This is a genomic window from Actinokineospora inagensis DSM 44258 (genome assembly GCF_000482865.1).
In the GTDB taxonomy this organism is placed as follows: Bacteria; Actinomycetota; Actinomycetes; order Mycobacteriales; family Pseudonocardiaceae; genus Actinokineospora; species Actinokineospora inagensis.
Genome location: NZ_AXWW01000056.1, coordinates 17,140 through 30,074, shown reverse-complemented (window position 1 = coordinate 30,074; position 12,935 = coordinate 17,140). Strand labels below are relative to the sequence as shown.

13 protein-coding genes and 1 pseudogene are annotated in these 12,935 nt (G+C 70.8%); 3 read left to right on the top strand and 11 right to left on the bottom strand.

Annotation, left to right across the window (positions count from 1 at the left end; translation table 11 throughout):
* Nucleotides 1-10 precede the first annotated feature (10 nt).
* The 11 genes from H504_RS0120730 to H504_RS0120675 form a co-directional block, all read right to left on the bottom strand.
* Nucleotides 11-484: a cation:proton antiporter regulatory subunit gene (locus H504_RS0120730; RefSeq protein WP_026424330.1), complete on the bottom strand. Its 474-nt coding sequence runs from the start codon at nt 482-484 to the stop codon at nt 11-13.
* A 202-nt stretch (nt 485-686) separates the two neighbouring features.
* A complete protein-coding gene (locus H504_RS43675; RefSeq protein WP_026424329.1) occupies nt 687-1,157 on the bottom strand; it encodes a DUF4349 domain-containing protein in 471 nt (156 codons plus the stop codon).
* 100 nt (nt 1,158-1,257) lie between these two features.
* Nucleotides 1,258-1,794, bottom strand: a complete 537-nt coding sequence (locus H504_RS0120715) for a DUF4240 domain-containing protein (protein ID WP_026424328.1) — start codon at nt 1,792-1,794, stop codon at nt 1,258-1,260.
* A 37-nt stretch (nt 1,795-1,831) separates the two neighbouring features.
* Nucleotides 1,832-2,938 carry an acyl-CoA dehydrogenase family protein gene (locus H504_RS0120710; RefSeq protein WP_026424327.1) on the bottom strand — a complete coding sequence of 369 codons (1,107 nt, stop codon included), beginning with the start codon at nt 2,936-2,938 and terminating at the stop codon, nt 1,832-1,834.
* Between the two features lie 888 nt (nt 2,939-3,826).
* Nucleotides 3,827-4,237, bottom strand: coding sequence for a RidA family protein (locus tag H504_RS0120705; protein WP_026424326.1), 411 nt, complete (start codon nt 4,235-4,237; stop codon nt 3,827-3,829).
* Nucleotides 4,238-4,272: 35 nt separating this feature from the next.
* The gene (locus H504_RS0120700; RefSeq protein WP_026424325.1) at nt 4,273-5,091 is read right to left on the bottom strand and encodes an enoyl-CoA hydratase family protein; all 819 of its coding nucleotides are present in this window, start codon (nt 5,089-5,091) and stop codon (nt 4,273-4,275) included.
* Nucleotides 5,088-5,774: an SDR family NAD(P)-dependent oxidoreductase gene (locus H504_RS0120695; RefSeq protein ID WP_026424324.1), complete on the bottom strand. Its 687-nt coding sequence runs from the start codon at nt 5,772-5,774 to the stop codon at nt 5,088-5,090. The genes H504_RS0120700 and H504_RS0120695 overlap by 4 nt, the downstream gene beginning before the upstream one ends.
* The gene (locus H504_RS0120690; protein ID WP_026424323.1) at nt 5,771-7,300 is read right to left on the bottom strand and encodes a benzoate-CoA ligase family protein; all 1,530 of its coding nucleotides are present in this window, start codon (nt 7,298-7,300) and stop codon (nt 5,771-5,773) included. Before H504_RS0120690 ends, H504_RS0120695 begins: the two co-directional genes overlap by 4 nt.
* Before the next feature lie 10 nt (nt 7,301-7,310).
* Complete coding sequence (locus H504_RS0120685) at nt 7,311-8,060, bottom strand: creatininase family protein (protein WP_026424322.1); 750 nt, start codon at nt 8,058-8,060, stop codon at nt 7,311-7,313.
* Nucleotides 8,057-10,018, bottom strand: coding sequence for an FAD-dependent monooxygenase (locus H504_RS0120680; protein ID WP_026424321.1), 1,962 nt, complete (start codon nt 10,016-10,018; stop codon nt 8,057-8,059). The genes H504_RS0120685 and H504_RS0120680 overlap by 4 nt, the downstream gene beginning before the upstream one ends.
* Nucleotides 10,018-10,836, bottom strand: a complete 819-nt coding sequence (locus tag H504_RS0120675) for an LLM class flavin-dependent oxidoreductase (protein WP_084467956.1) — start codon at nt 10,834-10,836, stop codon at nt 10,018-10,020. Before H504_RS0120675 ends, H504_RS0120680 begins: the two co-directional genes overlap by 1 nt.
* 93 nt (nt 10,837-10,929) lie before the next feature.
* Between H504_RS0120675 and H504_RS0120670 the strand changes: the two genes are divergently transcribed.
* The 3 genes and pseudogenes from H504_RS0120670 to H504_RS0120660 all read left to right on the top strand — a co-directional run.
* On the top strand, nt 10,930-11,730 hold the full coding sequence (locus H504_RS0120670; protein ID WP_026424319.1) for a PaaX family transcriptional regulator: 801 nt from the start codon (nt 10,930-10,932) through the stop codon (nt 11,728-11,730).
* Nucleotides 11,727-12,572, top strand: a complete 846-nt coding sequence (locus H504_RS36175) for a tryptophan 2,3-dioxygenase (protein WP_084467955.1) — start codon at nt 11,727-11,729, stop codon at nt 12,570-12,572. The genes H504_RS0120670 and H504_RS36175 overlap by 4 nt, the downstream gene beginning before the upstream one ends.
* A pseudogene (locus tag H504_RS0120660) lies at nt 12,569-12,935 on the top strand (kynureninase); the annotation flags it as partial. The gene H504_RS36175 and the pseudogene H504_RS0120660, both read left to right, overlap by 4 nt.

Genomic DNA, 12,935 nt, shown 5'->3' with positions numbered 1-12,935 from the left:
TGTGCCCCACTCAGCCGCGGTCGAGGACGTCGGCGGCCCGTTCCAGGCCGGTAACCGTGCCCACCGTGACTAAGAGATCACCACCGCCGAGGGCGAAGTCGGGCTTCGGCGACGGGTGCACGGTGCCCGCGCGGACCACCGCCACCACCGATACCGCCGTCCGCGTGCGCAGCGCCGTGTCACCGAGCGTCCGCCCGTCGTACGGCGAGTTCGGCGCGATCGGCAACTGCCGGGTGCTCACGCCCGCGACCTGGTCACGCAGGTGGGCAACCAGGTTCGGCGCGCCGAGCAGGTTCGCCAGCGCCGCCGACTCCTCGGTCGTCAGCGGGACCGACGCCACACACGAGTCCGGGTCGTCCTGGCGGGACACCACCAGGTCGAAGTGCCCATCGCGGTGCGCGATCACCCCGATGCGCCGCCCGGTGCGGGACACGAAGTCATGGCGGGTACCGATCCCCGGCAGCGGAGTCACCTCGACGTTCACCACACCACCGTAACAAGCCGCACGCCCGATTCGTTCCCGGTGACCGTCACCCTTCCGCGCCGGTCGACTCTTGGTGCGCCTCGGGCGCGGCGTGGTCCGGGCTCCGGCCAGTCCTCGTCGGATTACTTGTCGCCGGGTTTGCTTGCCAGCGTGCGTACCGTGGGGAGGTCGGCCAGCGTGCTCGGTTCGTTCTCGGTGACCGTCACCCTTCCGCGCCGGTCGACTCTTGGTGCGCCTCGGGTGCGGCGTGGTCCAGGCTCTCCCACTCGGCACCGTCGAGGCTGATCCGCACGGTGATGGTCGAGGCCGCGAGAGTCTGCTGCCGCTTCAGCAGCGACTCCAGGTCGGCCTCGCGGCGGGTGACCTCACCCTCCGGCTCGACGATCTCGGAGATGCCCGTCGCCCGGTCCAGCAACGCCCGCACCCGGACGAGGCCGGCCCGCTCGCTGGGTTGCCCGCCAACGCGCGCACCGTGGGCGGGTCGGCCAGCGTGCCCGGTTCGTTCTCGGTGACTGTTACCCGAACAGTGTGGTGAGCCTGGGTAGCCGGTTCGTAGTTCGACCTCGTCCTCGGCGTCGATCTCCTGGCCGGTTGGCGTGTCTTCGGCGATGTCCGCTAAACCGCCATTCGCGCCGGTCAGTTTCTGGTGTGCCTCGGGTCCGGGCTCTCCCACCCCGGCCTGTCCTGGTCGGACCACTCGTCACTTGGCTTGCCTGCCAGCGCGCGTATCGTGGGCAGATTGGCCAACGTGCCCGATTCGTTCGCCGTGACCGTCACCCGAATAGCGCGGTGAGCCTGGGTAGCCGGTTTCGTAGCTCGACCTCGTGTTCGACGTCGAACTCCTGGCCGGTTGGCGCACCCTCGGCGATGTCCGGTAAGCCGCCTTCCGCGCCAGTTAGCTCTTGGTGGGCCTCGGGTGCGGCGTAGTCCAGGCTTTCCCATTCCGGCCAGTCTTCGTCGGACCACTCGTCGCTGGGTTTGCTTGCCAGCGCGCGTACCGCGGGCAGGTCGGCCAGTGTGTCCGGGTCGCCGACCGCGGCGTCGAAGGTGGTTCGGCCGAGGCCCACCAGCCACAGCCGGAAGTACCAGAAGGCGTCATCCGACCGGCCGCCCTCGATGAGTGCCGCCGCGGCCAGCAGCGGCCACGTGTTCGCCCGCGTCGTCGCCGCGGCCAGGTGCCGGGCGAACGAGGTGACCTCGTCGGTACCCAGGCGGGTGAGTTCCTCGGCCAGCCAGTCGGCCCGTTCGTCGCGGTCGCCGGGTTGCTCGGCGGCCCGCGCGAGCAGTTGCCAGAAGGCGTCTTCGGTCATACCCGGATGATGCCGGTCGACACCGACAATCCCGCGCTCAGCGGAACAGGGCGCGCGCGATGATCTCCCGCTGGATCTCGGACGCGCCCTCGTAGATGCGCGGCGCCCGCACCTCCCGGTACAGCCGCTCCAGCGGATGCCCCAGTTCCAACGCCCGCGCCCCGTGCACCTGAACCGCCACGTCCACCGCGACCTGCGCCGTCTCCGTCGCGAACAGCTTCGCCATCGCCGACAGGTGCCCGGTCCGCCCCGGCGCCTCGTCATACGCGACGGCCGCGTCGTGCACGAGCAGCCGCGCCGCCCGCACCCTCGTCGCCACGTCCGCGAGCTGGTGCGAGACCCCCTGGAAAGTGGAGAGGGTCCGCCCGAACGCCTCCCGTTTCGCGGTGTGCTCGACGGCCAGGTCCAGCGCCGCCTGCGCCATCCCCACCGCGAACGCGCCGACACTGGGCCGCAGCACATCAAGCGTCCGCATCGCGACGTTCCAACCACCGTCTACTTCACCGAGCACGTTGCTCCCCGACACCCGCACCCCGTCAAACTTCAACCGCCCAATCGCATGCGGTGCGATGAGTTCGATCGGATCGCCGCTCAGACCGGGGGAGTCACCGGGGACAGCGAACGCGGTGATGCCCTTGGCTCCGGTGTCGCCGGTGCGCGCGAACACCGAGTAGACGTCGGCGCCGGGGGCATTGGAGATGTAGGTCTTCTCGCCGGTGAGCACGAAGTCATCGCCATCTCCGGCCGCTTGAAGCCTCAGATGCGCGGCGTCCGATCCGGCTTCCGGTTCGGTCAGGGCGAAACCGACCACGGTGGTGCCTGCCGTGATACCCGGAATCCAACGTTGAACAGTAGAATCGTTGCCCGCGAGGAGGATCGGATACGCGCCGAGCGCTTGGAGCGCGAACGCGGTCTCGGCCTCGGTGCAGTGACGGGCCAACGCCTCCCGTACCAGACACAACACCAGCGCCGCAGACGGCTTACCCCCGTCGCGACAGATGGCGGGAAGCACCCCGTGTTCACCCAGCGCCTCAATGAGCGGCCGATTGATCGTGTGGCCGTGTGCCTCCAACGCCCTCAACGGCCCCTTGGCCAGTTCCTCACACCGCTCCCGCAGCCGCTCGTGCTCCGCCGACAGCTTCACTCAGCTCTCCTCCTTGGTCGCTTCCTCCACATGGGACGGTCATCTACTGTCGCCCTGTGTCGTCGCGCGTTGTGCGCACCCGCCGACTCTCCCGTCGCTAGCTGCCGATTTCGCCGGCTCTCCCATTGGCGTTTCCCGCTCCCGTCGCCGCGCAGCCTGCTGTCGTGTGGTTGCTAGTCGTTTGACCCGGGATGCTGGTCGCGTCTCGACCTTTCCACGGCGTTCCTGGCAAGGCGGACGTACATGGTCGTTTCGGCAACGCAGCCAGGGGACGTCGTGCACAGGCCGAGACGTGGTCAACATCCCGGGTCGAAGCACTAGGTCCCCGATCGGCCTCGGCGCTCGCCCGGTTGCCCCCACCTCGCTGTCCCACATACCTTCCTGCCCAGTTATCCACAACGCCTCCTCTCATCCCCAGGACCAGTCGCACCTCTTCTTCGTGACCCCGGAGCCGGTAGACTGGATCCGGGGACGCCCCCCGGTGAGGGTGGGGGCTGGGTTGCGCCGCCAGGGACGTTGTGGGCAGGGCGAGACGTGGTCAGCATCCCGGTTCCGAACCACGAACCGGGTCCGGATGACGTGGTGCTGTGCACCGGCATCTGCGGGGACCGACCTGCACTAGATCCTCGGTTGGCCTCGGCGCTCGCCCGGTTGTCCGCATCTTGCTGTCCCGCATACCTTCCCGCCCAGTTATCCACAACGCCTTTCCTCATCCCCAGGGCCAGTCGCACCCCGTTTTCGCGACCCCGGAGGCGGTAGACTGGCCTCGGGGACGCCCCCCGGTGAGGGTGGGGGCCGGGCTGCGCCCGGGGGTGGGGCGAAGAGTTGGGGCGGGGGTAAGGGCGGGGGCGGGAGGTAAGAGGTGGGGTGGTGGTAAGAGGTGGGGGGTTAGGTGGGGGTGGGGATGACGGCGGTGGCGACTAGTTCGATGAGGGCTTCGGGGTCGAATAGGGCTGTTACGCCGAGGAGGGCGATGGCGGGGTAGTGGCGGCCGAAGTGTTTGCGCCAGAGGGGGGTGAGGGCGGGGAGGGCGGCTTTGTAGGTGGGGACGTCGGTGACGTAGATGAGTACTGACACCAGGTGGGCGGGGGTGGTGCCCGCGGCGGTGAGGGCGCTGACGATGTTGGCGGCGGCTTGGTCGAATTGGGCTTCGATCGTGCTGCCGGTGATGGTGCCGGTGTGGTCGAGGGCGGTTTGGCCGCCGAGGTGGACCGTGTGACCCGGGGTGGCGACGACGGCGTGGGCGTAGCCGGAGGGGGGCGCCAGGTCGGGGGCGGTGACGATGCGGTGGGGGGTCATTGGGCCGGGGAGCGGAGCCGGGCCGGGTGGGGTGGTCATTGGCCGGTCCAGACCGGGGGGCGGCCCGCGCGCCAGGCGGCGAGGAATTCGGCGTGGTCGTCGGATTTCATCAGGAGGGCCTGGGTGATGGCTTCGAGTTCGATGGCGGAGGCGAGGTCGAGGTCTTGTTCGCGGGTGAGCAGGACCTTGGTGGTGGAGTAGGCGAGGGCGGGGCCTTCGGCGAGGCGGTGGGCCAGGGAGCGGGCGGCGGCGGGGAGGTCGTCGACGATGGTGCCGAGGCCGAGGTTCTCGGCGCGGGTGGCGTCGAGGCGGTCGCCGAGGAGGAGGAGTTCGGTGGCGCGGGCGAGGCCGACCAGGCGGGGGAGCAGGTAGGCGGCGCCCATGTCGGCGCCTGCCAGGCCGACCTTGGTGAACAGGAACGCGAAGCTGGCGGTGCTGGTGAGCAGCCGGAAGTCGGCGGCGAGGGCCAGCACCGAGCCCGCGCCCGCGGCGACCCCGTTGACGGCGGCGATCACCGGCATCGGGCATTCGCGCAGGGCGCGGACGACGGCGCCGGTCATCCGGGTGAACTCGAGCAACTGCGCGGGTTTCATCGCCTGCAGTTCGCCGATGATCTCCTCGACGTCGCCGCCGGAGCAGAAGCCGCGGCCGGTGCCGCGCAGGACGAGGACCTTGGCGTCGCCGCGGTGTGGGAGTTCGGCGATGAGGTCGCGCAGGTCGGCGTAGACGTCGAAGGTGAGGGCGTTGAGTTTCTCCGGCCGGTTGAGCGTGACCGTGGCGATGCCGTCGTCGACGTCGAAGTCGAAGTGCGCCCACTCCCGGGTGAACCCGGGTGACGCCCGGAACGGGCTCATGCGATTCCTCCTCCGTCGAGCACGAGGGCTTGTCCGTTGACCGCCCCCGCTTCCGCCGCCGCCAGGAAGGCCACGGCGAACGCGACCTCCGCCGGCTCCAACAACCTGCCCAGCGGCGCGGACGCCGCCAGCGCCGCCTCCGCCTCCGCGCTGTCGCGACCGGTGCGCGCGACGATGGTGTCCACCGCCGCCGCGGCCAGGTCGGTGCGCGTGAACGTGGGGCACACCGCGTTCACCGTCACCCCCGTTCCCGCGACCTCCGCCGCGACCGCCCGGACCAGCCCGACGGCGGCGTGTTTGGCCGACCCGTACGCCGCCGTGTACCGCTGTCCCGCCTTCCCGGCCGTCGACGCCACCACGATGATCCGGCCGTTGTCGCGTTCCAGCATCCCGGGCAGCACGGCCCGGGTGCACAGGAACGCCCCCAACGCGTTGACGTCGTGCATCGCCCGCCACTGCGCGAGCGTGGTGCGGGCCAGTGGCGCGCTCACGGCGGCACCGGCGTTGTTGACCAGCACGTCGACCCGGCCGATCCGAGCGAACAGCGCGGTGACCGCGGCCTCGTCGGTGACGTCGGCGTCGGCGCGGCCCAGGGCGATGACGTCGTCGCCGAGGTCGCGGAACCGGCTCGCCACCGCGGCGCCGATGCCGCGGCTGCCGCCGGTGACCACCACTCGTCTCATGTGGACCCGTCCAGGGTGCGCAGGGCGCGGCGGTCGAGTTTGCCGTTGGTGGTGCGCGGCAGCTCGGCCACGAAAATCACGCGTTCGGGGGTTTTGTGCGGGGACAGCCGGTCGCGGACGTACCCGCGCAGGTCGGCCTCGGTCACCCCGGTCGAGACGACGAACGCGTGCAGCCGGGTCAGGCCCGCGCGGTTGTGCCCGAGGACCGCGCACTCGACGACGTCGGGGTGCCCGATGAGGCAGTGTTCGATCTCGCTCGGCGCCACCCAGATGCCGCTGACCTTGAGCAGGTCGTCGGCGCGGCCCCGGTAGTGGAACGCGCCGTCCGGGTCGCGGGTGACCAGGTCTCCCGTGTGGACGGTGTTCGGGCGGGGGAACGTCGAGGCTGTCTTGTCCGGGTCGCCGACATAGCCGAGGGCCACGGTCGGTCCGCTGATGTCCAAGGTGCCCACCTCGCCGTCGGGAACCGGTGCGCCGTCGGGATCGACGACGCGGGCGGTGTAGCCGGGGACCAGGGTGCCGATGCTGCCGGTCCGCGCGGAACCGGGTGTGTTCGAGATGTAGATGTGATATGCCTCCGATGACCCGATCCCGTCTATCACCTCGACCCCGAAAGTGGTGTCCCACTTGTGCTGCAGCTCGGGTGGCAGCGCCTCGCCCGCGCTGGTGCACAGCCGCAGGCAGCTCAGGTCCTGGTCGGCGGCGGCGGGGTGGGCGACCATCGAGGCCATCATGGTCGGCACGTTCACCAGTACCGTCGGTCGGAACTCGGCGATGAGGGCGAAGATCCGCTCCGGTGTGGTGCGTTCCGGGAAAGCGATCCCGGCGCCGCCGACGCCGAACGGGAACAGTGCGGTCAGGTCGCGGGCGTAGCCGAAGAACAGTTTCGGCACCGGGAGGACGATGTCGTCCTCGGTCAGCCCGAGAACGCCGAGCGCGTAGTCGGAAAAGCTGTGCAGCGGGCTGTGGATCGTGTGCGGGCAGGCTTTCGGCGCGCCCGTGCTGCCGGTGGTGAACTTCCACAACACCACGTCGTCCGGCCCGCGCGGCTCCGAGTCCAAAGAGGATGGTGCGGTCGCGGCGAGGGAGTCCAGGTCGTGCTCGTTGGGCCGGAGGTCTTGCCCGGCCGCTCCGACCACGAGCACCGACTGGGCGCCCGCCTCGCGCAACCGGTCCAAGGTGAGCATGTCGGCGATGACGACGACAGCTTCGGTATACCTGAGGTAGTAGGCGTAATCCTTGACCGTCAAGAAGGTGTACACCTCGGCGGTCACCGCGCCGATCTTCTGCGCGGCGTACCAGGCCGCGACGAACTCGACCCCGTCCGACAGGGCCAGCAACACGCGGTCGCCCGGCCGGACGCCGTGTGCGCGCAGCACGTTGCCGTACCGGTTGACCAGGTGGACGAGGTCGGCGTAGCTGGTGCGGCCGGTCGGGCCGAGCAGGGCGGGGCGGTCCGACCGGCCGAGGTCGAGGTTGCGGTCGAGGAAGTGGTCGGCGAGGTTGGGCGGGGTCGGGCTCGGCACCGTGCTCCTCTCAGCGCGTCTGGTCGCGGATGGCCTCGACCAGCAGATCGGTCAGGATGTCGAAGGTGGCGCGGCCCTCGTCGGCCGTCGCCTCGGCTGGTGCGCCGCAGTAGGCGTCGGCCATGCCCATCGCGGTGAAGCTGTGCTGTCCGGCGCCCATGGCGGCGGGCATGTCGACGGCCACCGCGGGCAGGACGGCCATGGCGGTGGTGTCGACCAGATCGGGCCGGTCGGCCAGCACCAGGGAGGTCTCGTACCGCCCGGCGTGGCAGGAGCCCGACTGGAACTCGTCGGTCAACCGGCTCACCGCCGCGCGCCGCAACAGGTCCAGGTACCCCGTTTGGATACCTTGTGCCGCAAGGGTTTTGACAGCCGAGCGCAGCGCGGTGACGTGGCCGGGCTCGAAGTGGTTGTTCACCACGACGACGCGCGGGAATCCCTGGGCGGCAAGCGAAGCGCAGATCTCGACGACCAGCGCGCGCAGGGTCTCGGCCGAGATGCCGACCGCGCCCGCGAACGAGGCGCCGAACTCGGTCACCCCGTAGGACAGGCCCGGCAAGATCTTCACCGTGATCACCGGGTCGTCGGCGAACCGCTCGGCCGCGCGCTCGCACATGCCCGCCGAGATGATCGGATCGGTGTCCAGCGGCGCGTGTGGTCCGTGCGGCTCGACCGCGCCGACCGGCAGCAGCAACACCGGCGTGCCCTCCCGCAGCGCGGCGGCCCGCGGCGAGGTCAGGTCGGCGAACCGGTGGCTCATGGCGCCTCCGTGAACACGCACAGGTCCGCCCGACCGGCCGCCACGATCGTGTTGACCTCGTCGAGCGTGGTGAGGTAGCCGCCGACCAGGGTGGGGATGCCCGCCTCGGTGCGGACCCGGTCGGACAGCGTGGTCAGGAACCCGCGCCGGTACTCCGGTCGGAAGTCGGGCAGCGTGTGGCCCGCGCGGACGTGCGCCAGGTCCGCGCCGTGCGCCCGCAGTTCCTTGGCGAAGGCGATCCCGTCGGCGACCGTCGTCCCACCCGGCGCCCAATCCGTGACCGTCAGCCGGATGGACAGCACGCGCGGCCAGGCGGCGCGGACGGCGTCGAGCACGGACAGCGGGAACTTGTGCCGGTCGCCCCACTCGTCGGTGCGGCGATTGGTCAGCGGCGACAGGAACCCGGCAAGCAGGGTTCCGTCTGCCATGTCGAGCTCCAGCAGGTCGATGCCCGCGGTGGCGGCCGCGGTGGCGTGGTCGGCAAACGCTTGCCGGACCTCGTCGAGGTCGGTCAGCTCGCCGGGTGTCTGCGCGAGCGGCCCGTACGGCACCGGCGACGCGGCCACAATCGGCCAACCATCGGCCGCCGGGATGTTGTCCCGGGTCGCCGCCCTGGCGCCCGCGTGACTGATCCGGACGCCGAGTCGCGCACCGGGAACGGGTCCCCAGGCGGACAGCGGGAGATCGTCCGGGGACACCCGCCCCTGCGCGGTGACGGCGACGGGACCGGCGAGGACCAGCCCGTACCCACCCGCGGCCCTGGCGGCGGCTTCACCCGGTGTGGACACTTCGGCGACCAGCCGGTTGGTGATCTTCCCGAACGGTGCGAACAGGGGCGGTGCCGCGATCGCCGTCCCGCCCGCGAACCAGGAGTCGAACCGCCGGATCAGCCGGGGGTCCCGCTGGGCCAGGTTCCCGTGGGTCACCCGACCGCTGCGGGTGAGCAGGTTCACCGCGAACTGCACCGGCTCGAACCCCGTGTAGTGCGCGGTCCGGCTGAAATACCCGGCGCTTTCGGCGGCGGCCTGTTGGAAGCGTTCGACGACCGGTTGCCGCTCCAACTCGTAATCGGTCAGCGCCGCGCCGATGGTGTTCGTCCGGTCCAGCGACGCCGCCAGCGCGATCGCGTCCTCCATCGCCAGTTTCGTGCCCGACCCGATGGAGAAGTGCGCGGTGTGCGCGGCGTCGCCGAGCAGGACCAGGTTGTCGCGGTGCCAACTGGAGCACCGGACCAGCGGGAAATCCAGCCACAGCGAGCGGTTCGACCGGAGCCGGTTCCCGGCGAGGTCGTCGGCGAACAGCCGTTCGCAGAAGGCGATGCTCTCGTCCTCGGCAGCGTTGTCCAATCCGGCCCGCCGCCACACCGGTTCGGCGCATTCGACGATCCACGTGCTGGTGTTTTCGTCGAACGGGTACGCGTGCGCTTGGAACAGCCCGAACTCGGTTTCCCGGAAGGCGAAGGTGAACGCGTCGAGCACCAGGTCCGTGCCGAACCAGATGTACTTGCACCCCTGCGGCCGCACTCTCGCCGTGAAGTGCCGCTGCCGGGTCCGGCTGTTCGCCCCGTCGGCCGCGATCCGCAGATCAGCCGCGGCGGGCTCGGTCAACTCGCTGTCGAACCGCAGGTCGGCGCCCAGTTCCACGGCCCGCGCCCGCAGGATGGCGAGCAGGTGCCTGCGGGCGATCGCGGTGAACGAGTGCCCGGTGGACCGGACCACCTCGCCCCGGTACCTGATGTCGATGGTCGACCAGCGGGCGAACGAGTCGGTGATCTCCAGGTGCGTTTTCGGGTCGGCGTCCTTGAGCGCGCCCAGGGTCTCCTCGGAGAACACGACGCCCCACCCGAAGGTCGCGTCCGGCGCGTTCCGCTCGTGCACGGTGACGCCGTGCCCGGCTTTGCGCAGCAGGATCGCCGAATACAGCCCCGCCGGGCCCGCGCCGAGGATCGAGACGTCCATCAGATCGCCTCGGCCAGGATGTCCAGGTCGGCTGTGTCCAGGGTGGTCGGGAACAGGATCAGGTTGTCGCAGCCCGCTTCCGCGTAACCGCGGATGAAATCCCGGATCGCCCGGACGCTCGTCAACGCCCCGGCCGCCACCTTGTCCGCGAAGGGGCCGGTGAACGCGTAGTAGTCCCGCAGATAAGCCTGTCCCCGCTCGGGGTCGGAAACCGCGATGTAGCCCTGCCCCCACAACAGCGGCTGACCCGTTCTGCCGTGGTCCTGCCACGCGACCCGGGCCTTCGTCGCCGCCGAGGCGAAAGCGCGTGGCGGACCACCGCCGTGCGCGTAACCATCGGCGTAGCGGGCCATTCGAGAAAGGGCCGCCCCGGAGCTCCCGCCGACCAGGATGTCCATAGTGGACTGTTCGGTGCCGCGCAGTCGGGCGAGGTGGGCCAGTTGGGTCGACAGCACGGCGCCGCGCGTTGCCGGATCGACACCGGCGGCGGCGTAGTCGTCGTGCCGGGCGCCGACACCGAGGCCGAGGGTGAACCGACCGCCGGAGACCTCGACCAGCGACCGGGCCTGCTTGACCAGCACGCCGGGGGAGCGCAGCGGCCCGATCGCGATCATCGTGGCCAGCCCGATCCGCTCGGTGGCGCCTGCGGCGGCGGCCAGCGCGGTGACCGGTTCGACACTGTCGTAGTCGAGCCGGTCGAGCACGGCCAGCGTGCCGAACGGTCCGGCGTCCGCGCGCCGCGCCCAGTCCAGCAGCGTCCTCGGCCCGCGCGCGGGGACCGTGTTGGGGAGTCCGATACCGACCTGCACCAGCGTCACACCCTCGTGGTTGGCCAGGAAGTCAGGGGCCAGTGGTCCAGCCCCAAAAACGTTACGGTTGACCCGGCTGAGGTGTCAACTAAACTCGGGCCCGTGTTCGACGCCGCGCCACAGGACCTCGTGCTGACCATCCTCGGCGCCCACCTGCGCCCCCGCGACCGCACGACCGTGTGGTCCGGCGGGATGGTGGCACTGCTCGGCGAGTTCGGCTCCAGCGCGGGCGCGGCCAGGGTCGCGCTGACCCGGCTGGTGCAACGGCACCTGCTGGAACGGGTCCGCGACGGCCGGATGGTGCACTACCGGATCACCCCGCGCGCCGCCGCCGTGCTCACCGAGGGCGACCGGCGGATCTTCACCCTGGGCACCGAGCCCAATCCGGGCGGCGACTGGACCGTGCTCTGGCACGCCATCCCCGAGGAGCACCGGGTGGCCCGCGCCCGGCTGGTGCGCAGGCTCCGGTTCCTCGGCTTCGGCCCGGTGCAGGACGGCACCTGGCTGGCCGCCCGCGACCGCGCCGACGAGGTCGCCGGTCTGCTGGCCGATCTGGGTGTCGCCGCGCACGCGGGTGTGTTGCGCGGGGCGCCCGCCGCCGTGCCCGACTTCGCCGACTTCGTCGCCAGGGTCTGGGACCTCGACGCCCTGGCCGCCCGCTACCGCGACTTCGTCACCGAGTTCACCGACCGTGACCCCGACCCCGATCCGGCTACCGCGTTCGGGTTACGCGTCCGGATGACGCACCGCTACCGCCAGTTCGCCCTGCTCGACCCCGAACTGCCCGAGGACCTCGTGCCCGCGCCCGCGCACCGGCGCGCGGCCGTCGAGCTGTTCCACACCACCTACCCCGCGCTGGCCGACCAGGCCCAACTCCACTTCGACGGAGCGATGAAGCCGTGACCACACCCCAGGACACCAGCCCCCCGGACGCAAGCCCCGCAGACACGAGCCCGGCGGACACGACAGCGGCCCTCACCTACACGTCGTACCTGTCGCTCGACGAGGTGCTCACCGCGCAGCACCCCCGGTCCGACGAGCACGACGAGCTGCTGTTCATCGTCATCCACCAGGTCTACGAGCTGTGGTTCAAGCAGCTCCTGCACGAGCTCGCCCACCTTCAGGTGGTGCTCACGGCGGGCGACACCGCGCACGCGACCCGCACGCTGCGCCGGATCTTGACCGTGCTGAAGGTGATCGTCGCCCAGATCGACGTGCTGGAGACGATGACCCCGCGCCAGTTCACCAGTTTCCGGGCCCGGCTCGACGCGTCCAGCGGTTTCCAGTCCGCCCAGTTCCGCGAGCTGGAGGCCGTGCTCGGTCGCCGCGACCGGCGCGCGTTCGCGCACTACCCGGAGGGCGGTGAGCAGCGTGCCCGCATCGCCGGGGCGATGTCCCGGCCGTCGTTGTTCGACTCGTTCCTCGCGTACCTCGTCAGCCACGGTTACGCCGTCCCCGGCGGGTTGACCAACCGCGACGTGTCGGCGGCGGCCGAGCCCTCGCCGGAGCTGCAGAAGATCCTGCTGACCGTGTACGCCGACGACGGGGGCCCGTCGACCGTCGCCGAGTACCTGGTGGACCTGGACGAGGGCCTGCAGGAGTGGCGCTACCGGCACGTGAAGATGGTCGAGCGCACCATCGGCGCGAAGCAGGGCACCGGCGGCTCGGCCGGGGCGGCGTACCTGCGCGGGACGCTGTTCGAGCCGTCGTTCCCGGACCTGTGGGCCGTGCGGGGCGAGCTGTGAACGACCTCGCCGAGCACTACACCAGGTTCGGTGTCGCGGACCGGTTGCTGCTGACCGGCCACTCCCACCAGGCGTGGCCCGATGTCGCGCTGGAAGGCCAGATCGAGGCGTTCGAGGACGCCGCCCGCGCGGTGGACGACAAGTGGGAACGGGCGTTCGCCAAGGCCGACCGCGTCCGCGCCGGTTACGCCCAACTGCTCGGCGAACCCGACGCGGACATCGCGCTCGGTGCCAACACCCACGAGTTGGTCGTCCGGTTCCTGTCCGCGATCGACATCACCGGCAGGCCGCGGCTGGTCACCACCGACGGCGAGTTCCACACCCTGCGCAGGCAACTCGGCAGGCTCGCCGAGGAGTTCGTGC